The 18,795-nt window shown below is 63.3% G+C and carries 20 protein-coding genes; 6 read left to right on the plus strand and 14 right to left on the minus strand.

The window, feature by feature from the left end:
* Positions 1–160: 160 nt before the first annotated feature.
* On the plus strand, positions 161–2,092 hold the full coding sequence (locus tag PSEST_RS06980) for a sigma-54-dependent Fis family transcriptional regulator (protein WP_015276296.1): 1,932 nt from the start codon (positions 161–163) through the stop codon (positions 2,090–2,092).
* A 14-nt stretch (positions 2,093–2,106) separates the two neighbouring features.
* Here PSEST_RS06980 and PSEST_RS06985 read toward each other — a convergent pair whose 3' ends face one another.
* Positions 2,107–3,627 (minus strand): hypothetical protein, encoded by a 1,521-nt coding sequence (locus tag PSEST_RS06985; protein WP_015276297.1) that lies wholly within the window; start codon positions 3,625–3,627, stop codon positions 2,107–2,109.
* Positions 3,628–3,875: 248 nt separating this feature from the next.
* On the opposite strand from PSEST_RS06985, the gene PSEST_RS06990 reads away from it, so the two are divergent.
* Together PSEST_RS06990 and PSEST_RS06995 are read left to right on the plus strand one after the other, a co-directional pair.
* Positions 3,876–4,886: a zinc-dependent alcohol dehydrogenase family protein gene (locus tag PSEST_RS06990; RefSeq protein WP_015276298.1), complete on the plus strand. Its 1,011-nt coding sequence runs from the start codon at positions 3,876–3,878 to the stop codon at positions 4,884–4,886.
* Positions 4,887–4,948: 62 nt separating this feature from the next.
* Entirely contained in the window at positions 4,949–5,887 is a 939-nt protein-coding gene (locus PSEST_RS06995) for a class I SAM-dependent methyltransferase (RefSeq protein ID WP_015276299.1), read from the plus strand.
* Positions 5,888–5,890: 3 nt separating this feature from the next.
* On the opposite strand, the gene PSEST_RS07000 is transcribed toward PSEST_RS06995, so the two are convergent.
* The 11 genes from PSEST_RS07000 to PSEST_RS07050 form a co-directional block, all read right to left on the minus strand.
* The gene (locus PSEST_RS07000; RefSeq protein ID WP_015276300.1) at positions 5,891–6,343 is read right to left on the minus strand and encodes a DUF305 domain-containing protein; all 453 of its coding nucleotides are present in this window, start codon (positions 6,341–6,343) and stop codon (positions 5,891–5,893) included.
* Between the two features lie 135 nt (positions 6,344–6,478).
* Positions 6,479–6,997: an ATP-dependent zinc protease gene (locus PSEST_RS07005; RefSeq protein WP_015276301.1), complete on the minus strand. Its 519-nt coding sequence runs from the start codon at positions 6,995–6,997 to the stop codon at positions 6,479–6,481.
* 56 nt (positions 6,998–7,053) lie between these two features.
* Complete coding sequence (locus tag PSEST_RS07010) at positions 7,054–8,013, minus strand: LysR family transcriptional regulator (RefSeq protein ID WP_015276302.1); 960 nt, start codon at positions 8,011–8,013, stop codon at positions 7,054–7,056.
* A gap of 4 nt (positions 8,014–8,017) precedes the next feature.
* Positions 8,018–8,689: a TetR/AcrR family transcriptional regulator gene (locus PSEST_RS07015; RefSeq protein ID WP_015276303.1), complete on the minus strand. Its 672-nt coding sequence runs from the start codon at positions 8,687–8,689 to the stop codon at positions 8,018–8,020.
* A gap of 261 nt (positions 8,690–8,950) precedes the next feature.
* A complete protein-coding gene (locus PSEST_RS07020; RefSeq protein WP_015276304.1) occupies positions 8,951–9,766 on the minus strand; it encodes an outer membrane protein OmpK in 816 nt (271 codons plus the stop codon).
* Between the two features lie 367 nt (positions 9,767–10,133).
* Positions 10,134–11,420, minus strand: coding sequence for a curlin associated repeat-containing protein (locus PSEST_RS07025; RefSeq protein WP_015276305.1), 1,287 nt, complete (start codon positions 11,418–11,420; stop codon positions 10,134–10,136).
* Positions 11,421–11,467: 47 nt separating this feature from the next.
* Positions 11,468–11,965 carry a curlin associated repeat-containing protein gene (locus PSEST_RS07030; RefSeq protein WP_015276306.1) on the minus strand — a complete coding sequence of 166 codons (498 nt, stop codon included), beginning with the start codon at positions 11,963–11,965 and terminating at the stop codon, positions 11,468–11,470.
* 230 nt (positions 11,966–12,195) lie between these two features.
* Positions 12,196–13,026, minus strand: coding sequence for a CsgG/HfaB family protein (locus PSEST_RS07035; protein ID WP_015276307.1), 831 nt, complete (start codon positions 13,024–13,026; stop codon positions 12,196–12,198).
* Positions 13,027–13,047: 21 nt separating this feature from the next.
* The gene (locus PSEST_RS07040; RefSeq protein WP_015276308.1) at positions 13,048–13,461 is read right to left on the minus strand and encodes a curli assembly protein CsgF; all 414 of its coding nucleotides are present in this window, start codon (positions 13,459–13,461) and stop codon (positions 13,048–13,050) included.
* Positions 13,458–13,841 carry a curli production assembly/transport protein CsgE gene (gene csgE, locus PSEST_RS07045; RefSeq protein ID WP_015276309.1) on the minus strand — a complete coding sequence of 128 codons (384 nt, stop codon included), beginning with the start codon at positions 13,839–13,841 and terminating at the stop codon, positions 13,458–13,460. Before csgE ends, PSEST_RS07040 begins: the two co-directional genes overlap by 4 nt.
* Positions 13,838–14,488 (minus strand): helix-turn-helix transcriptional regulator, encoded by a 651-nt coding sequence (locus PSEST_RS07050; RefSeq protein ID WP_015276310.1) that lies wholly within the window; start codon positions 14,486–14,488, stop codon positions 13,838–13,840. The genes csgE and PSEST_RS07050 overlap by 4 nt, the downstream gene beginning before the upstream one ends.
* A gap of 246 nt (positions 14,489–14,734) precedes the next feature.
* On the opposite strand from PSEST_RS07050, the gene PSEST_RS07055 reads away from it, so the two are divergent.
* The 3 genes from PSEST_RS07055 to PSEST_RS07065 all read left to right on the plus strand — a co-directional run bounded on the left by PSEST_RS07055 (position 14,735) and on the right by PSEST_RS07065 (position 16,956).
* A complete protein-coding gene (locus tag PSEST_RS07055) occupies positions 14,735–15,370 on the plus strand; it encodes a LysE family translocator (RefSeq protein ID WP_015276311.1) in 636 nt (211 codons plus the stop codon).
* Positions 15,371–15,445: 75 nt separating this feature from the next.
* On the plus strand, positions 15,446–15,901 hold the full coding sequence (locus tag PSEST_RS07060; RefSeq protein ID WP_015276312.1) for a VOC family protein: 456 nt from the start codon (positions 15,446–15,448) through the stop codon (positions 15,899–15,901).
* 80 nt (positions 15,902–15,981) lie between these two features.
* Positions 15,982–16,956: an SDR family oxidoreductase gene (locus tag PSEST_RS07065; protein WP_015276313.1), complete on the plus strand. Its 975-nt coding sequence runs from the start codon at positions 15,982–15,984 to the stop codon at positions 16,954–16,956.
* An 8-nt stretch (positions 16,957–16,964) separates the two neighbouring features.
* On the opposite strand, the gene metR is transcribed toward PSEST_RS07065, so the two are convergent.
* On the minus strand, positions 16,965–17,891 hold the full coding sequence (gene metR, locus PSEST_RS07070) for a transcriptional regulator MetR (protein ID WP_015276314.1): 927 nt from the start codon (positions 17,889–17,891) through the stop codon (positions 16,965–16,967).
* 157 nt (positions 17,892–18,048) lie between these two features.
* Complete coding sequence (locus PSEST_RS07075) at positions 18,049–18,639, minus strand: exopolysaccharide biosynthesis protein (RefSeq protein WP_015276315.1); 591 nt, start codon at positions 18,637–18,639, stop codon at positions 18,049–18,051.
* Positions 18,640–18,795: the final 156 nt, after the last annotated feature.

Consider the following 18,795-nt stretch of genomic DNA (forward strand, 5'->3'; position numbering starts at 1 on the left):
TTTACAGTACGGCGACAAACAATATGAACAGAAAAAGTGCTTCTAAAGTTCAGGCTGGTCTGTGCGGTTCTATGGTTTATCCTCTGTTTATTGCAAAACAATAAAGCGTTTCGCTGGAGTGGCCCGCGTCAGTCTGGCGCGAGCGCTTCGAGGAGGAGGCATGAATCTGCTATCCGGTCCGGTCAGCCATATCGACGCGGTGCTTTCGCTGGCCAATGCGCCGCACCTGCCTGGTGATCGTGATCCGATCATCGCGCGCTCCTGGCACCGCTGCGTGCACGACTACGGCCTGGACCCGGCGCGACCTGCCGAGGCCCGATTCGTCCCGCGGCAGGTGCTGCGCGAGCATCAGGATCAGGCCGACGAGCTGATCAATGTCGCCCGCGCCGGGGTCGAGCAGCTGTACCGGCAGATCGCCGAGCTGGGTTACGTGATCCTGCTGACCGACAACCGCGGCATCGCCGTGCAATTTCTCGGTGATCCGGCCGATGAAAAGGCGCATCGCAAGACCGGGCTGTTCCTTGGTTCGGACTGGGGCGAAGACCATGCTGGCACCTGCGCAGTCGGCACCTGCATCAAGGAGCAGCAGGCGCTCACTTGTCACCAGCACGATCACTTCAGCGTCTGGCACACCAACCTCACCTGTACCGCGGTGCCCATGTTCAACCCGCACGGCCAGCTGCTGGCGGTACTGGATATTTCGGCGCTGCATTCGCCACCGACCAAGGATTCCCAGACCTTCGCCCTGCAGCTGGTCAAGCAGTACGCGCGGATGATTGAGGATGCCTACTTCATGCGCGTCTATCGCGAGCGGCCAATCCTCTGTTTTGATGGCTCGCGCGAGTTCGTCGTGATCAACCGTCGCTACCTGCTGGCGCTGGGTGACGATGGCGAGCTGCTCGCCGGCAACACCGCCGCCCGCGGTCTGCTGGCCGAGCACGGGCTATTGATGCCGGGGCCCTTTGGCACCCTGGCACAGGCGCGGATCGACCAGCTGTTCGACTGCGAGCTGAGCGATGTGCTGAGCATTCCCTACGCCAGCCATGACCAGGTTCGCGCCTTTCGCACCCATCGCCACCAGCTGTTCTTCGCCGCCTTGATGGAGCCGCGGCGCCGGGTGCCGGAACCGGTCGAACGCAGCGCGCCCGGCGGGCATTCCGCGCTCGATGCACTGGCTGACGACGACCCGGTGATGCGCAAGATGCTGGCGCGCGCCAGACGCCTGTGCAGCGAGCCGCTGAACGTGCTGCTCAATGGCGAGACCGGGACCGGCAAGGAACGGCTGGCCAAGGCGCTGCATGAGAGCGGCTGCCGGCGCAGCAAACCCTTCGTGGCGATCAACTGCGGCGCGATGCCCGAGTCGCTGATCGAAAGCGAGCTGTTCGGCTACGCCCCCGGCACCTTTACCGGGGCGCGCAGCAAGGGCATGCGCGGGCTGATCCAGCAGGCCGACGGCGGCACACTGTTCCTCGACGAAATCGGCGACATGCCGCTGCATTTGCAGACCCGGCTGTTGCGGGTGCTGGCCGAACAGGAAGTGATGCCGCTGGGTGCCGATAAACCGGTGAAGGTGGATATCCGCGTGGTGGCCGCGAGTCACCGTGACCTGCGGCAGATGGTCGAGAGTGGGGCGTTTCGCGAGGACCTGTTCTACCGCCTGAACGGCGCGTCGCTGAAGCTGCCACCGCTGCGCGAGCGCGCCGACAAGGGCTTTCTCATCGAGCGGGTGTTCGCCGAGCTCGCCGAAGGGCGGCCGGGCAATCCGCACCTGCGTGGCGATGCCATGAGTGCGCTGCTGGCCTACCCCTGGCCGGGCAACATCCGCGAGCTGCGCAATGTGCTGCAGTACGCGCTGGCGACCTGTGAGGGGGACGAGATCACCGTGCAGGATCTGCCTGACGAGTGCCTGCCACCGATTCTGGCGCGCTGTCGTCAATCGGCGACCGCGGCCGAACCCGAGTCGGCAGCAGCGCTGCGCGAGACGCTGCGTCGTCATCGCTGGAACGTCAGCGCCGCCGCGCGCGAACTTGGCGTGTCGCGCCCGACGATGTATCGCCGCATGCGCGTGCTGGGTATCGAAGCGCCGGTATGACCGGCGCCGGGGCTCTACTCGCTGACCGGCTGTTTTGCCGGCGTGCCTTTTTCAGCGGCGATATCGAACGCGATGCTCCAGTTGTGCAGCGGGTAGGGCTGGTGCACCAGCGCTTTGATGTTCGCCTCGGCGGGCATCAGGTCGGGCAGGTATTCGTAGGTGGCGTCGGCGCGCATCGGGTCGCTGTCGCGTAACTGGCCAGCGCCGCCGACCTGATGGCTGGCGTAGCTGATGCGCGGTTGACCGCTGAGGTCGCGACCAGCGCGCAGGCGCACGATGGTATCGGCGGCGATTTCGACGGCCTCGATGGGCACTTCACCCTGGTCGTCACGCAGCACGAAGCCCTTGTCCTTCACATCACTGGCCTGGTGGCCGAGGTAGGGCTGGTCGAACGCCAGCGGTGGGTGCGGTACATGGAAATCGACCAGCACATCGCGGCCGTCGACTGTGGCCTGGCGCGGCGACAGCGGCACCCAGTCTTTGCGCTCGATGACGACATGGTGGTAGACCTTGCCGAGCATCTGGCCGAACCAGCGGTAACCGTTCGCCGACAGGTGTACGCCCTTGTCGGTGTACGGGTAGACCGGGCCGACCAGATACCAGCCGGGTTCTTCCTGGGCCAGTTCCCATTGCGCCATGCCGATGGCGAGCGAGCCGTCCTTGACTGAGGATTTGGCGTCGGTCTGGTAGCTGAAGAAGGCGGGTATTTTTTCCTGCCCGGCGATGGCCTTGGCGGTGTCGGCGTAGAGGTCGTCGCGCAGTTGGCGCATTTTGGCCTTGTAGTAGTCCTTGTCGTTCTTGCCGCCGTTGGTGTGGGAATAGTCGAACTCGCCCTGCAACCAGAAGAACGCGCTGATGCTGTAACTGGCCTGCTGCGCGTCGGCCAGTGCCTTGGCTTGATCGACGGCCTGGGTCACACGGCGATACTCGTTGGTGCCGCCGCTTTTCGACAGCTGTGCGACGGAGCGGCCGGAGGTCGACGCGTTGCTGGCGACGAGCAGGTGATCGGGGTCGGTGTCACGGCCCAGGTGATGCAGATACAGCCGCCGTGCCATGTTCAGCGCGCCGACTTCCACCGACTCGCCTTCTTCCTGGGCCTTCGGGTCGAGTTTGGCGACCTTTTCTGCGTCAAGAAGCACCGCCGCATTGCTCTTTTGTTGCACCACGGCGCGCAGTGGGGTGAAAGCGGCATCGCCGACCGGCTTGAACGTTGCACCGCTGAAGGCGGCCGAACGCGGCGAATCGCCGAGCATCAGGTTGTCGTAACGCGGCGCGACGGACAGCGCCGGCCAGCCTTCAGCCGCGGAGGCGAGCGACTGGCCGTAGGTGATGACGTGGTTGTACTTGCTCTCCAGCGGCTGCGTCAGCGCGTTCGGCTTGGCCATGAGCTCAGCGGTCAGGCGCTTGTTCTCGGCGTCGCGGGCAGCCAACTGCGTCTCTGTTTCGGCTGCCAGGCTGGGCGTGGCCAGGGCGAGCAGAATTGCGGCGGCGAGGGTGCTGTGCAGGATCGTGGGTTGATCAGGGCGATGGGGCATGAGGTTGTTCCGGATGCGCGGGGCAGTTTGATGCGGCTGCCTTTGGCGAGCCGTTGACTATTGGCGAACGCGCTTTCGACGATGCTAAAGGAGGTAAGTTCGCGACCTCCATGTCGATGGCGGATTGGCTATGCTGTGGCGCATTCGAGCGGCGCGCGAGCAGCGATGCACAGGAGCCGTTGGCAGGTCGAACGATGCCGCTACCGTCCGTTCCGATACAGGTCATCCTATTCGCAGAGGAGAAGTCCATGAGCCACAAAGCCATATTCGTGCAGCCCGGCGGCGGCTACGACCGGGTCGTCGTCGGCACCAGCGAGGCCGCCAGGCCAGAGGCCGGCGAGATCACCGTGCGCCTGCGCGCCAACTCGCTCAACTACCACGACTTCGCGGTAGTGAGCGGCATGTGGGGCCCGAGCGAACCACGCATTCCCATGGCCGATGGTGCCGGTGAAGTGGTGGCGGTGGGTGCAGGCGTGACTGAATTCGCCGTTGGCGATGCGGTGGTCAGCACCTTCTTCCCCGACTGGCTGGCCGGTGAGCCGCTGATCGAAGGTTTCGCCACGGTCCCAGGCGATGGCGTCGATGGTTACGCACGGGAAATGGTCACCGCCCGCGCCACCTCGTTCACCCATGCGCCCAAGGGCTACAGCCATGCCGAGGCGTCGACCCTGACCACCGCCGGCCTCACTGCCTGGCGTGCGCTGATGGCCGACGGCAAGCTCAAACCCGGCGACAGCGTGCTGATCCAGGGCACCGGCGGTGTTTCCATCTTTGCCCTGCAGTTCGCCAAGATGGCCGGCGCCACGGTCATCGCCACCTCGTCCAGCGACGCCAAGCTCGAGCGCCTGCGCGAAATGGGCGCCGATCACCTGATCAACTACCGCAGCACGCCAGCCTGGGGCGAGACGGTGCGCCAGCTCACCGATGGCCGCGGCGTCGATCACGTGATCGAAGTCGGTGGGCCGGCAACGCTGGAGCAGTCGATGGTGGCGGCACGTATCGGCGGGCATATCTCGGTGATCGGCATCCTCACTGGCGTGGCGGGCGAACTGCCGCTGGTGCCGGCATTGGTGCGCCAGTTGCGTCTGCAGGGTGTGCTGGTCGGCAGTCGCGCGCAGCAGCAGGAGATGATCCGCGCCATCGACGCGAACGGCATCCGCCCGGTGATCGACAAGCACTTCGCCGTGGACGATATCGTCGAGGCGTTCCGCTATCAGGAAACCAACCAGCACTTCGGCAAGATCTGTCTGGATATCTGAGGCCTGGCGTCGGCGGCGGCTGCGTTTAGAATGCGCGGCCACGCTGCCGACGATGCCTGCCCATGACACCCGAACACCTCTCCACCCTGCAAAATCACCTGCTCGACGCGCTGGCCAACGTGCCCGACGAGACGCGGCGGTTGTTTCACGGTCGTGGCCGCTGCTATCCGGGGCTCGAACAACTGACCGTCGACTGGCTGCAGGGCGTGGTGCTGGTGGCGCTGTTCCGTGATCCGGGCGAGGCGGAACGGGCGGCGCTCCGGCAGATGCTCATGGCGCTGACCGAATCCCCGGCCTGGCAGCAGAGCCAGGCACAGCGTTTGCTGCTGCAGCATCGCTATCTGCCGGATGCACCGACCGAGGCGTTGCTGGGAGATGTGCCCGCCGAGTGGCAGATCAGCGAGAACGGCCTGCACTACAAGCTCGATCTCGGGCGCAAGCAGAACAACGGCCTGTTTCTCGACATGCGCTACGGCCGACGCTGGGTGCAGAAACATGCGCAGGGCAAGCGGGTGCTCAACCTGTTCGCCTACACCTGCGGCTTCTCCGTCGCGGCGATCGCTGGTGGCGCCGAGCATGTGGTGAATCTGGATATGGCCAGCGCGGCGCTGACCCGTGGGCGGGAGAACCATCGCTTGAATGGTCACGATCTCGGCAGGGTGAGCTTTCTCGGCCACGAACTGTTCAAGTCATGGGGCAAGGTGCGCAAGCTCGGGCCTTATGACCTGATCATCATCGACCCGCCGTCCTTCCAGAAGGGTAGCTTCGCCCTGACCCGCGATTACCAGAAGATCCTGCGCAAGCTGCCGGAACTGCTGAATGCCGGCGGGCAGGTGCTGGCCTGCGTGAATGACCCGGATATCGGCGCCAACTTCCTGATTCAGGGCATGGCCGCCGAGGCGCCGCAGCTGCGTTTCGAGCAGCGCCTGGACAACCCGCCGGAGTTTCCCGACATCAGCCCCGAGAGCGGGCTCAAGGCATTGCTGTTCGTGATGGGTTGACCGTTATCGGCTGGCTTCCAACTCGTTGATCAGCGCTTTCATCTCGTCGATTTCCCTGCGTTGCGCCTCAATGATGCTGTCCGCTAGCTCGCGTACCCTTGGGTCTTGGATATCGGCCCGCTCGCTGGTGAGGATGGCGATGGAGTGGTGAGGAATCATCGCCTTCATCCACGACACCTGGTCGACCGTCGCCTGGCTGCGCACCAGCCACAACGACACTACGAACATCAGCGCGCTGCCGGCGAAAATGGCGATGTTCACGCCACGTCGCGGATACATCTTCAGCATGAATACGAGCATGACGATGGCCATGCTCGCGCCCATCACCAGCGCCATGTAGGCGCGGGTTTCGCTGAACAGGATGTGGTCGATCTGGAACACGTTCAGGTACATCAGACCGAACATGACCAGCGTCGAGGTGGCAATCATTGCGCCGAATTTGGCGTAGGGCTGCATAGGCGTGCTCCTGCGGTGACATTGGGGCGACAACGGCCAACCCCTTGGTCATCTCGACCGTAGCCAGTCTTCGCGGTTTCCCAAGGACCAGGCCACCCGCAAGGCGGTTACGTCTGCCCGCCTAACCAGTGTCTTTCAGCGACTGGCCAGCTCGGAGCAGTTGGGCTCGATGGTAAAGGTGCGCGCCGAATCCACCGGGCCGAGCTTTTCCAGGGTGCGGCGGCCGAGCAGGACGGGGTAGTTCATCTCGTCGCGGTCGCGAAGCGAAAACTCCTCTTCGAGCAGGCGATCACCGACGCAGACCTTCATCAGCACCACCGGCCGGTCTTCCTTGCCGCCGGCGCCACGCACGGTCAACTCACGCTGCAGTTTGCGCTCGATGCGCGACTTGACCAGCTTGTCGTGCTCAACGTCCTTGAGGTCGAGGTCGAAGCGCACCCACTTGTCGCCATCCTTCTCGAAGTAGTCGACGTCCTCGGCGTGCATGGACGACGTCAGGGCGCCGGTGTCGAGCTTGAACTTCACCGTGACCTGTTCAGGAAGAATCAGGCCGCGCTCCACCCAGCCCAGCGGGGTGCCTTCTGCCGCAAGCGATGGGAGGGTGGTCAGTGAAAGTAGCAAGGCGGCCGGTAAGGCGAGCAGACGTGATGCCATCAATGACGCTCCTGAGCGTTGGGTTCGCTCAATAGAGCGATATCCGCGGCGGACGTTCAGCGTCGCTTCGGCATCGTGGCGGGCAGGTCGGCATCCTGCGCTGCTTCGCGGGTGGCGATTTCTTCGGCAAGCGCGCGAACGAAGGCATCCACCGCGACCGGCAGATAGCGTGAGCTGCGCACGTAGACGCCGAGGTCACTGAATACCGAGCCGCTGTCATTCAATGGCACATGCACGAGCGTACCGCTGGCCAGTTCGGCCTCGATGCCGATGCGTGTCTGGAAGGCAACGCCGGCGCCACGCTTGGCCATCTGCAGGGCCAGCTCTACCGAACTGGTTTCCAGCGGTGCCTTGTGCCGTGGACGGGTACGCGCGAGCAGCGGTGCCAGCAGGTGATGGATGGACAGGTCGCTCTTGGCGAGGATCAGCGGGTATTCGGCGCAGGTGGCGAAGCTCACCTCGCTTCGTTCGGCCAGCGGGTGTGCGGGATGCACGATGGCGCCGAGGCGGAAATGCCCGACGCCCAACTGCTGCAGATCTGCGGTGCGCGGCAGGGCAAAGGCGAGGCCGATATCCGCCTGGCCGCTGATGACAGCCTCGGGGATCGCCTGCGAGCCAAGGCTGGTGACGCCTACGGTGACCCGCGGATAGCGCTCGCGCAGCTGCTCCAGCACGCCGGGCAGCAGGTCGGTGGTGACGCCGGATACCGTGGCGATTTCCACATGGCCGGTGCGCAGGCCCTGTAGTGCGTCCAGTTCGGAGCGCACGCGCTCGGCGTCCTGCAGTACGACGATGACGTGGCGGGCGAAGATCTCGCCAGCGGCGGTCAGCCGCAGCCCGCCGGGCAGACGTTCGAACAGCGGCGTGCCGATTTCGTCCTCGAGCTTGAGGATCTGTCGGTTCACCGCCGACGAGGCGACGTTCAGCCGCCGCGAAGCCTCACGGATCGACTGGCAGCGGCGCACCATGTCGAAGTAATGGATGGCCGGCGAGTGGATGCGCAGTTTGCTGGCCAAGCGTTCAGCGCTCCACGGCAGGTGGCTTGAGCCCGCAGCCCTTGAGGATGATGGCGATCAGGTTGTCGCTGGCATGGGCGAAGTCCGCGCGGGTCATGCGCTTACCGTTGATACGGCGGATCTGGTCGGAGAAGTCGGCGTAATGCTGGGTGCCGCTCCAGATCAGAAAGATCAGATGCATCGGGTCGACCGGGTCCATCTTGCCAGCGGCGATCCAGGCGTCGAACACCGCGGCGCGGCCGCGGAACCAGTTGCGATAGTCCTGGTTGAAGTGTTCGGACAGGCATTCGCAGCCGCTGATGACCTCCATGGCGAAGATCTTCGAGGCTTGCGGATGGCGGCGCGAGAATTCCATCTTGATGCGGATGTAGCCGGCCAGGGCGATGGCCGGGTCGTCGTCGACGGTCATGTCATCGAAAGCGGTGTCCCAGAGTTCGAGGATGTGTCGCATCACCTCCACGTACAGCCCCAGCTTGCTGTTGAAGTAGTAATGCACGTTGGCCTTGGGCAGGCCGGCGCGGTTGGCGATGGCGTTCATGCTGGTGCCCTTGAAGCCGTAACGGGCGAACTCCTCGGCAGCCGCGGCGAGGATGGTTTCCTCGTTCTTCTGGCGAATGCGGCCAGCGGGTTTGCCGTGGGCGGTGTAGAGCGGCTGCGGTGCGTTGTTCTTGTCCATGGTCCCTGTCCGTTGGCGCGCTGGCGGTTGGCCTGCTCCCTGGGTGGGACAAGCCGATGCTGGGTTGATGATGGCGTCTTCGGGGTGGTCGTGCGGTGGACGCAGAGCCGGTGGCTGGGCCGTCGAGTCGCCGCAGGGTGATTGCCGAAGCAGGCTGATTCTGCACGAGATTCACTGATCGTTGCAGTCGTTGTGCTTGCATGGATGCGGTTGGTGGGCAGGTCGCGGGAAGCGCCGCCCGGCGTGCGGGCGGCGAGGGCATCAGAAATGCGCTTTGACGATGGCGCTGAAGGTGTTCTGGTCGGTCGGGCCGACGAAGTTCTTGCTAACGAAGCCACCGTCCTCGATGCCGTACTTGTTGGACCAGTAGTCGTATTCGATACCGACATAGAGCTTGCCGGGGGTGTAGTCCAGCGCCTTGCCGAGGTCGTACTTGATCTGCGGGTTGAAGTGGAAGTTCTTCTTCAGCTCGGTGTTGCTGTTCTTCTTGTCGTTGACGACCCAGTCGATATAGCCGTCGAAGAGAATATCCGACTTGCCCACCGGGAAGGTCATGGCCCAGGTCGGGGTGATCTGCCACTGGCCGCCTGGTTTGCCGGTTGTGCCATCGGGCTTGCGGTAGTAGGTGTTCAGCGCGAAGCGATCGAAGCCGGGGATGGCGAGATCCACCGCCGGGCCGAGCAGGTAGTTCTGGTTGGGCGTGCCGTCGGCCTGGCTTTCACCGCGCTCGTAGGTGGCGGAGATGAGCACGTCCTTGATCGGGCCGAAGGAGAGATCTGTGCCAGTAATCTTGCCCAGCGACAGGCGCGGGCTGAATTCACCGTAGTAGGTGTGGCCATCGCTGCCGGAAATGCCGTTGTACCACTTGTTGTCGACGAACAGGAACATGTCGCCCCAGGTCCAGCCGCTGGCATGCTCGAAGGTGATGGTCTGCTGGATTTCCCCCGCATCCACCTTGTAGTCCTTGCCATAAAGGTAGGTCAGGCTGTTGTTCTGCCAGAGCATGGGGCTGGCCATGGCTTGGCTGCTGAGGATGAACCCGGCCGCGAGGGCTGCGGTGGTCAGGCTGCGCTTCATTGAATGTGTCTCCGTATTGGCATTTGAATGAGCTTGTAAGTTGTCCAAGCGGTCAGGCTTTGGTCCCATAGCAAGCGCCGCGCCAATACGCGGGTGCGTCTGTAGCGTTAACTTAACTGATTGATTTAAGTCGAGTTATTTATCGGCTTTAGTGCTGGGGAACTGCGTTTAACGACGACGAACGCCGAAGCACAGATCTAGGGGATCTGACCGATGCGTCAGCTTGCTTCAGTTTGGGGCGCGTTGGATGGCTGATTGCCAGGCTCGCCACCGAAACGGTGCGCGGGCCGGCAACGGCCGGTAAGCAGATGGCAATGCAAAAACGCAACTGCCGGCACGTGGCCGGCAGTTGGTGGAGCGAAGAAACTTAGTGCTGGGTGACCAGGGCGCTGTTGTTCACGCCGTTCTGGGTGATGTAGGCGGCGTTGCCATAGCCTGCCTGGCTGGCGATCGCCTCGTTGCCGACGCCGTGTTGTGTCACTTTTATCAGGTGATCGGCGCCGCTCTGGCTCAGCATCACGTCGTTCAGCGAACCTTCCTGGCGGACAGTCGCCAGGTTGTCACGGCCGTTCTGTTCGATATCGCTGCTGTTGGCCCAGCCATAGCTGACCCCGATGATTTCGTTATCGGTGCCGTTCTGCACAGCGTTCAGCTCGTTGCCAGTGCCGTCCTGATGGAAGTGCAGGTGATTGCCGCGGCCCTGCTGGTCGACGGACGCAACGTTGTAGTGGCCTTCCTGAATGGTCTTGGCGGTCTGGTTGCGGCCGTTCTGGTAAACGTCGGCTTCGTTGCCAGTACCGAATTGCTCGGTGGTGGCGGTATTGTTGCCGCCGAACCAGCCATTGGTCTGCACGATGCTGGAGTCGTTACCGGTGCCGTTCTGCAGGACGAATGCGTTCTGCGCGTTGCCGGTCTGGTTCACCTCGACAGTGTTGTAGCTGCCGTCGGACATGACGTAAGCCTCGTGCTTCAGGCCGGTCTGCGAAACCATGGCGTCGTTGCGCCAGCCGAACTGTTCAACTTCGGCAATGGAACCGCTGCTGGCGAGTTGCGTGATGTGCGCGTCGTTGTCGGTGCCCTGCTGATCGATGGTTGCGCGGTCGGTCATGCTGGCGGCTTGGGTGATGCTGCCATTGTTCAGGTCGCCGTTCTGGGTCAACGTGGCCTGGCTGCCGTAGCTGGCAGTTTGGGTGATCAGGCCGTAGTTGTCCTTACCGGTCTGGTTGGTGGTGGCGTTGGTCATCGTCGTGACGGTCTGGAAGGTTTCGGCGACGTTCCGGATGCCATTCTGGGTCTGCGAGGCGCCGGTCTTGTAGGTGTTGTCCTGTTCTACCAGCGCATCGTTGCCCCAGCCGCGCTGGTTCTGCGTCGAGCCGGTCATCACGGTGGTGCTCTGGTGCGAGTTGGCGACGTTGAAGTTGCCTGCCTGAGACTGCGCTGCGGTGGTGTCCCGCGCGCCGTGCTGCTCAATCAGCGCATTGTTGGCGAAGCCGCTCTGGCCCTGCTGGGCCAGGTTGCCCGAACCGCCACTTTGCAGCACTTCTGCGACGTTGTTGATGCCCAGCTGGTTCTGCTCCGAGGTGTTGTTGGCCGCGAAAGCCTGGGCAGTGGCGACAGTCAGAATGGCTGCTACAAGAGGTTTGAACTTAAACATTTTTGTCACTCCATGGATGTTTTAAGTACAGCGGTATTTCCCTGGGATTAGCGGTACTGGCGAACCACTACCGTCAGACCTCGGCCGCTCTGGCTGACATTGCTGCTGTGCCCGCTGCCGGTCTGTTCGATGAGGGCGCGATTGCTCGAGCCCTGCTGTGCGATGGCGGCGCGGTTGTCCGCGCCGAATTGTTCGATGTGGGCGTCGTTGTCGAAGCCGTACTGGCTGATCAGCGCGGCATTGCCTAGGCCGATCTGCTCGATGGATGCGCTATTGGCGTAGCCGCTCTGGATGATGTATGCCTCCAGCTCCGCACCTCTTTGCACGATGCGGCCGGCCATGTCCTGGCCGGACTGCTGAACGACTGCCATCGCGCCCTGAGCGCTGACCGCGTTCTGGCCGAGCACGGAAAGGTCCCTGCTTATGCCGGACAATTCGGTGGGGGCGAGGTCGGAAAGGGGGGCGCTTTCGGCGTAACTGCAGGAAGCCAGTAGCAGAATTACGGGTAGCAGCAGCTCATACGCAATCCGTTGCGAGCGGGTCATGGGTCCGTTCCTGATTAAGCTCATGTGTCGACATACTTGCCCCGAATCGAGACGGCGAACATCCATCCAATGATTGAAAGTGCTGCGATCCGGTGCGATGCAGGCAAGTTCGCGACGACAGCGGTCGTGCCGGTCAGCCGCCGGCGGAATCGCCGACGGCCGTTGGACGGACCTTTGGTTGGATGGTTGTGCGGTATGAAGTCTCGTCGGCGTTGCACCGACGAGTTGGGTCAGTTCAACTTGCTCAGGTACTTGCTCAGCTCCGGGTGCTCGCTGCCGTGGCCTTCGGCTGTTTGCCAAAGGCGCCGATCGACGCCCTGAGCGATCAGGTGCGCGACGGCGGCCTCGATCGCCGAAAGCACGCAGAGCTGCGCCGGCTCGTTGGTCGTGTAACCGGCTTCGGCTTCGAGCAGCTCCTTGAACTCGATGAACTTGTAGACGTTGGCGCTACGGCCGATAGAGAAAATCGTCTTGGTGGTCATCACGTTCGACAGCACCCGGCCACTGCGCACATCGATGGCCCGCAGGTTCACCGTGACCTGATCGACGCGGTATTCCTGGGACAGGCCGATACCAAGGTAGCGCGCCCCCTGGCCGCCACTGCGCACGTTGGTCTCGTAGGCGACGATGGCGCCTTCCATGATGATGTTCGCCGCCAGCAGCGAGGGCAGCTCGGACTGGATGTTAGGCGCGACATCCGGCTTGGCCTGGGAGGCGCGGATGATCTTGCGTTCGGTCAGCACGTTCTGCAGGCCTTCGCGTTCGAGCACCACGAACCAGCCGCTGGCCTGCATGGCATCGACCAGCATGCTGGCTGCGCCCTGGGTCACGGCGGTGGAGAATGAGCTGGCCGGTGTCGGCTTGTACTGGCCGGTCTGGTCGCGAAAACCGTACACCGCGGCCACCAGCGGACCTTTCGGGCGTGGCAGCGCGAGCAGATCCTGATAGGTCGAGGTGCGCGGGGTGAGAGTTGGTGGATGCTGATCGGCAGACATGGGTTCGCGTACGGCGCAACCCTGCAGTACAGCCATCATCCCTATGGCTACGAATAGGCTTCTCATGGCCTTTGTTTCTCCTTGGGGTCATTTGCCGATGATGATTTCGGACATTTCGCCGGTGAGCCGGTCGGTGATTTCGACGATCAGCATGCCGGCGTCGCCGTTGTAGACGCGTACGAAGAAGTCGTCGGTGGTTATCGCGCCGGTCTTGCCGTCTCTTGCGTCGTTGAGCAGATCATTCAACAGGCGTGATTCGAGCTGGCTGGTGAAGCGATCCAGTGTCGACTGGTTGCCCAGCAGCGAGGAGCGATCCAGCGCGTCCGGGTCCTTCTTGCTGTTCTGCGCCTGCGCGTTGCCCAGCAGCCAGGCACCGTTGAGCGGGCTGCCGCCGAAGGATGGATTGATCGGGGTGTAGACCAGTTCGGTGGCGCTGGCGCCGGCACTGAGCAGCAGGCTGCCGAGCAGCGCGCCGAGAGTCTTGCGGGTGTGCTGTTTCATAACTCGTCCTTGGCCATGTCTATGTTGTCTTCGAACAGCGCTTCGATCTTGCGCCGATTGATCTCCTCCACCACGAAGTCGGCCGCCTCGTAGGCCGGCTCCTTCATGTCCGCCACGTTGGGCTGCAGGAAGCGCCGATACAGCGTCTGGTTCTCGTGCTCGACCCAGACCAGAACGCCCCAGCGCGCCGAGGGCCTTTCCTTGACCGCAAGGTTGAAGTCCAGGCCGCTGATGTCGTTCAGGCGTTCGCAGAAGCGCACGTAGAATTCGTGTCCGGAGCGGGAGATGGTGTTGTCGGTGATGAACCCCTGCAGCTCGGCTTCGTCGCCGTGGGCGCTCAGACCCAACAGCAGCAGAAGCAGTCCGGCGGTGCGTTTCACGACACCGCCTCGCCGACGTGGGCCAGCACCAGTGATGCCCCCTGCGCGCGATTACTGGCGCCGAGCTTGCGCAGCGCGTTGTGCACGTGGCTCTTGATGGTGTGGATGCTCAGGTGCAACTTTTCACCGATGGCTGCGTTGGACAGGCCTTGCCCGGCGAGGGCGAGGATCTGCTTTTCCCGCAGCGTCAGTTCGTCGATCACCTGATGCGAGTTGCTGAGCTGACGGTAGCGGCACAGCAGCGTTTCCATCAGCTGCCTGGGCAGCCAGTCACCCCCCGCAAGCATGGCCTGGACGCCGCGCACGAAGATGTTGCGTGGGGTTGCGCGGTAGAACACGCCACGGATCCATGGGTGCGTTTCGACCAGTCGCCGCGCCTGATCCGGCTGGGCGTTGATCAGCGCTACCGGAGCGTCGCCGACCTGCCGCAGCAGGTGGATGCATTCGTCGCGGTCGAAGCTGGCGACGTCGAGCAGGATCAACGCAGCATCCGCCTGTTCCGGTCGTGGAGCGGTCATGTGGACGAGGGTGCAGTCGGGGCCGTCGTGGAGGTGCTGACGCAGTGTGCTGTGGAGAAGCCTGCTGGCGGAAAGCAGCATTACGCGAGGTTGGGCGGGCTGGAAAGCCGACACAGCGTGATCGTTCATTCGCATGTCCTTTGCTGAATGTGGGTGGGAATCCGTGATTTGTCGTACTCGACAGTGGTGCGTTACGGAGCGCACTTGAAAGTAGTTCAGCTGTGCGACAAAAAAAAGTCAAAAGATGAATTTGGTGTCAGATTGCCGACGAAGCGTGATTGGGAAGTTCTGCTGGCCGCGCTTCAGCGTTGCTCCTACAGTCTGTGTTCTGAACGGAAGCCGCTCATGCGGCCTCATGGACAAGGAGATTCGCAAATGGGTGATCCGCTTTTCTGGCTGGTGTTCTTTTCGGCTGCGCTGGCACTGAATCTTTCGCCCGGGCCGGATCTGCTCTACGTGATTTCGCGAACGCTGAGCGGCGGCCGCCGCATCGGCATCATCTCCGCATGCGGTGTATGCAGCGGGGCGCTGGTGCACGTGGCGTTCGCCGCGCTGGGCATCTCGGCCATTCTTGCCACCTCGGCGCTCGCCTTTACGGCGGTCAAGTACGTGGGGGCCGCCTATCTGCTGTATCTCGGCTATCAGGCGCTGCGCTCGGCCGGTAGCGGGACGGCGCCGGCCCTCAAGGCAGCGCCGCGAGTGTCCGCTTGGAAGGCCTATCGCCAGGGTGTGCTGGTCGATCTGCTCAATCCCAAGGCGGCGATCTTCTTTATGGCGTTCCTCCCGCAGTTCGTTCGTCCCGAGCATGGTGCGGTGCCGCTGCAGTTGCTGGTGCTCGGTATGCTGGTGGTCGTGGTGGCGATCATTGTCGAAAGCGCGTTGGTTTTGCTGGCGGCGCGTGCCACGCAGACGCTGCGCAACAATCCGGCCGTCAGCCAGTGGCTTGACCGGGCGCTGGGCTCGGTGCTCATCGCGCTTGGCATCCGTCTGGGGTTGAGTGAGCGCATCTGAAGGGAATTTGATCCGCTCTGCGCGGCTCTCAACAGGGGAGGGCCGGCAACCGGCCGTCCATGATGGGAGCTGCGTATGTCACAGCAGAGCAAGAACACCTCGGCCAGCCTGATCCCCTGCCTGCGCTATCGCGACGTGGCCAAGGCCATCGACTGGCTTCGTCACGCCTTTGGTTTCGAGTGCCAGCGCCAGTACCGCGACGAGCAGGTCGGCATCACCCACGCGCAACTTGCCTTTGGCAACGGCATGCTGATGGTCGGGCCGGTAGCGGATTCCGAATATGGTCGTCAGCTACGCCAGCCCGATGAAATCGGTGGCGCGTCGACCCAGGGTATCTATGTGATCGTCAACAGCGCCGATGCGCTCTACGCCCAGGCCAAGGCCGCCGGGGCGCAGATCGTCGTCGAGCTCAAGGACGAAGATTACGGCGGTCGCGGTTTCACCTGCCGTGATATCGAAGGGCATCTGTGGAGCTTCGGTACCTACGATCCCTGGGCTGACGAGGCCGCCGGGACGGTCGCCCAGGCCTGAGCGCGCCGACCATCGGGGGGAATGATCTCGCCGTTGTCGCTGTCACCTTAACTACGACAGCAGACTGCGGAGGAACGACGATGGCCCACGGAAATCTCTACGGCGCCCTGGTGGTACTCACCGGCGCTTCCAGCGGCATTGGCCGCGCGGCGGCGCAGGCGTTTGCCCGTCAGGGCGCGCGGCTGGTGCTTGCCGCTCGCGACGCCGAGGCGTTGGCGGAAACCGCCGATGAATGCCGCGCGCTTGGCGGCGAGGTTCTGGTGGTGCCCACCGACGTTACCCACAGCGACGAGGTCGAAGCGCTGGCCAGCGCCGCGGCGGAGTTCGGGCAGGGGCGCATCGATGTGTGGATCAACAATGCCGGCATCGGTGCGGTCGGCGCGTTCGACGAGACGCCCCTGGACGCTCACGAGCAGGTGGTGCAGACCGATCTGCTCGGCTACCTGCGCGGCGCCCATGTCGTGCTGCCGTATTTCAAGCAGCAGCAGAGCGGTGTGTTGATCAATACGCTGTCGGTCGGCAGCTGGGTGGCGCAACCGTTCGCGGCGGCCTATTCGGCTAGCAAGTTTGGCCTGCGCGGCCTTTCCCAGGCGCTGCGTGGCGAGCTGGGTGCCTGGCCGGGCATTCATATCTGCGATGTGTACCCCGGTATTGTCGATACCCCCGGTTTTCGTGACGGTGGCAACTATGCTGGGCGCTCGCTGCAGCCACCGCCACCGTTGCTCGATCCCCGTGACGTGGCCAACGCGATGGTCAGCCTGGCGCTGCACCCGCGGCATACCACCTCGGTCGGGGCGACCGCGACATTGCTGCGGCTGGCGCATTTCCTCACGCCTGGCTTCGATCGCCTCAATGGCCTGCTGACCGGTTTTGCCCTCGGGCGTGCGCAGCGGGTGGCGCCTTCGTCAGGCAATCTCTTTCATCCGCCGCTGGGCCAGCGACGGATCGACGGTGGCTGGCGCTCTTCACCGGACGATGACAAGCGCTGGCTATTGATTGGCGGCATCGCTGTGGGACTGATCGGCCTTGGCGTGCGCCTGGCGCGGCGCCGCTGAGCGCGCTGTCAGCGCACCTTCGGCGCGGCACTGACACCTTCGAGCGTGGCGAAGGAGGTGTCCTTGGCCGTCAGCAGGAAGTCGCGCATGAAAGGTGAATCGAGCATGTCGGAGCGGATGCCGGCGTACAGTGTGGCGAACAGCCCCTTGTCGCCCAGCCGTTTGGCGGTGACGTAGCCGCGCGAGCTGTACTCGTGCAGTGCCCAGTTCGGCAGTGAGCAGACGCCGCGCCCGGATGCCACCAGCTGCATCATCATCACCGTGAGTTCCGAGGTGCGCACCTGCGCCGGCTCGATGTCGGCGGGTTCGAGGAAGCGGGTGAAGATATCCAGGCGGTCGCGTTCGATGGGATAGGTGATCAACGTTTCACTGGCCAGATCTTCCGGGCGGATATACGGCCGCGCGGCGAGTGCATGCTGGTTCGCCACCGCCAGCAGCGCCTCGTAGGTGAACAGCGGCACGTAGGTGATGCCGGGCAGCTCCAGTGGATCGGAGGTAACCACCAGATCGAGATCACCGCGCGCCAAGGCCGGCAGCGGGGCGAAGGAGAAGCCCGAGGCCAGATCCAGCTCGACCTCGGGCCAGGCATCGCGGAACTGGTCGATGGTCGGCATCAGCCACTGAAAGCAGCTGTGGCACTCGATCGCCATGTGCAGCCGCCCGGCTGTGCCGCCGGCCAGCCGTGCAAGATCACGCTCCGCGCTGCGTAGCTGCGGCAGCATCAGATCCGCCAGTTGCAGCAGACGCAGGCCCGCGCTGGTGAAGCGTACCGGGCGCGTCTTGCGCACGAACAGCTGCAAGCCCAGGCGTTCTTCCAGTTCCTTGAATTGATGCGACAGCGCCGATTGCGTCAGGTGCAGGCGTTCGGCGGCTTCGACGAGACTGTCGGTTTCCCGAAGTGCATGAAGCGTCTTCAGGTGACGAATTTCCAGCATGCCGAACTACCTTGCGAAGCGGGAGCGTTGCGCAGCTGAATGACAGACGCGGCGTCCCGGAAATGGATATGCAAATGAGCAACGCTCATCCGCCGCAAGTGTGTCCTAGCATCCCGATGCTGTCGAGTCGCCGCTATGCGTTGGCGCCGGGTACTTTTTAGAACCAGAGCCGGGTAACCATATAGGCCAGGCCAAAGAAGAACAGCAGCGCAGCGACGATCATCGCGCCGTCGCGGGCCATCATGCCCAGCCCGAGCACGCTCAATGCCGCACCGGCAGTGGAGTTGCCGAACGGGATCAGCTCCAGCGGCGGCATGGTGGCCGCGATTGCCAGGCACAGCACGGCATTCAATCGATTCGCCAGGCCGTTGGTAAGGAAGGTCAGCCGCCGCTTGAGCAGGCGGTCGACGAAGCCGGCAATGTGATGCAGAAAGGCTATGGCCTTGTCGTACTTGCTGCGCGAGGTGCTACGCCGCAGCAGCCATTTGGGTAGCCAGAAGTGCTTGCGCCCGATCAGCAGCTGAATCGCAATCAGTGAAACCATCACCGCGAACACGCTGGGCAATCCGGGAATTCCCGACAGCGGCGAGAACACCAGCAACCCTGGCACCAGCAACAGGGCACCGAAGCTGCGCTCATCGGTGGCTTGCAGCATGCACTCGATGGTCACCGGCTGGTCGGCTTCGCCGGCCTGTTCGAGACGCTGCAGCAGGCTTTCGAGATTTTGCGGTGGCTGATCCGGGTTCATGAATGGGCCTGATAAAGAAGGTCTTCGTTAGAGGCCTGCCTGACCGAAATGCTCCTGCATGAATATTTCTATATTTCAAATGTAATTACGTGAGTTTGTTTCACGTGATCATGGCGCGGACAATCAGCGCATTCATGCAGAACGACATTCGGAGTG

Source organism: Stutzerimonas stutzeri RCH2 (assembly GCF_000327065.1).
GTDB lineage: Bacteria > Pseudomonadota > Gammaproteobacteria > Pseudomonadales > Pseudomonadaceae > Stutzerimonas > Stutzerimonas stutzeri_AE.

Excerpts from the sequence above, each read along its gene's own strand:
- PSEST_RS06980 (WP_015276296.1), top strand. The coding sequence starts at position 161 with ATGAATCTGCTATCCGGTCCGGTCAGCCATATCGACGCGGTGCTTTCG.
- PSEST_RS06985 (WP_015276297.1), bottom strand. The coding sequence starts at position 3,627 with ATGCCCCATCGCCCTGATCAACCCACGATCCTGCACAGCACCCTCGCC.
- PSEST_RS06990 (WP_015276298.1), top strand. The coding sequence starts at position 3,876 with ATGAGCCACAAAGCCATATTCGTGCAGCCCGGCGGCGGCTACGACCGG.
- PSEST_RS06995 (WP_015276299.1), top strand. The coding sequence starts at position 4,949 with ATGACACCCGAACACCTCTCCACCCTGCAAAATCACCTGCTCGACGCG.
- PSEST_RS07000 (WP_015276300.1), bottom strand. The coding sequence starts at position 6,343 with ATGCAGCCCTACGCCAAATTCGGCGCAATGATTGCCACCTCGACGCTG.
- PSEST_RS07005 (WP_015276301.1), bottom strand. The coding sequence starts at position 6,997 with ATGGCATCACGTCTGCTCGCCTTACCGGCCGCCTTGCTACTTTCACTG.
- PSEST_RS07015 (WP_015276303.1), bottom strand. The coding sequence starts at position 8,689 with ATGGACAAGAACAACGCACCGCAGCCGCTCTACACCGCCCACGGCAAA.
- PSEST_RS07020 (WP_015276304.1), bottom strand. The coding sequence starts at position 9,766 with ATGAAGCGCAGCCTGACCACCGCAGCCCTCGCGGCCGGGTTCATCCTC.
- PSEST_RS07025 (WP_015276305.1), bottom strand. The coding sequence starts at position 11,420 with ATGTTTAAGTTCAAACCTCTTGTAGCAGCCATTCTGACTGTCGCCACT.
- PSEST_RS07030 (WP_015276306.1), bottom strand. The coding sequence starts at position 11,965 with ATGACCCGCTCGCAACGGATTGCGTATGAGCTGCTGCTACCCGTAATT.
- PSEST_RS07035 (WP_015276307.1), bottom strand. The coding sequence starts at position 13,026 with ATGAGAAGCCTATTCGTAGCCATAGGGATGATGGCTGTACTGCAGGGT.
- PSEST_RS07040 (WP_015276308.1), bottom strand. The coding sequence starts at position 13,461 with ATGAAACAGCACACCCGCAAGACTCTCGGCGCGCTGCTCGGCAGCCTG.
- PSEST_RS07050 (WP_015276310.1), bottom strand. The coding sequence starts at position 14,488 with ATGAACGATCACGCTGTGTCGGCTTTCCAGCCCGCCCAACCTCGCGTA.
- PSEST_RS07055 (WP_015276311.1), top strand. The coding sequence starts at position 14,735 with ATGGGTGATCCGCTTTTCTGGCTGGTGTTCTTTTCGGCTGCGCTGGCA.
- PSEST_RS07060 (WP_015276312.1), top strand. The coding sequence starts at position 15,446 with ATGTCACAGCAGAGCAAGAACACCTCGGCCAGCCTGATCCCCTGCCTG.
- PSEST_RS07065 (WP_015276313.1), top strand. The coding sequence starts at position 15,982 with ATGGCCCACGGAAATCTCTACGGCGCCCTGGTGGTACTCACCGGCGCT.
- metR (WP_015276314.1), bottom strand. The coding sequence starts at position 17,891 with ATGCTGGAAATTCGTCACCTGAAGACGCTTCATGCACTTCGGGAAACC.
- PSEST_RS07075 (WP_015276315.1), bottom strand. The coding sequence starts at position 18,639 with ATGAACCCGGATCAGCCACCGCAAAATCTCGAAAGCCTGCTGCAGCGT.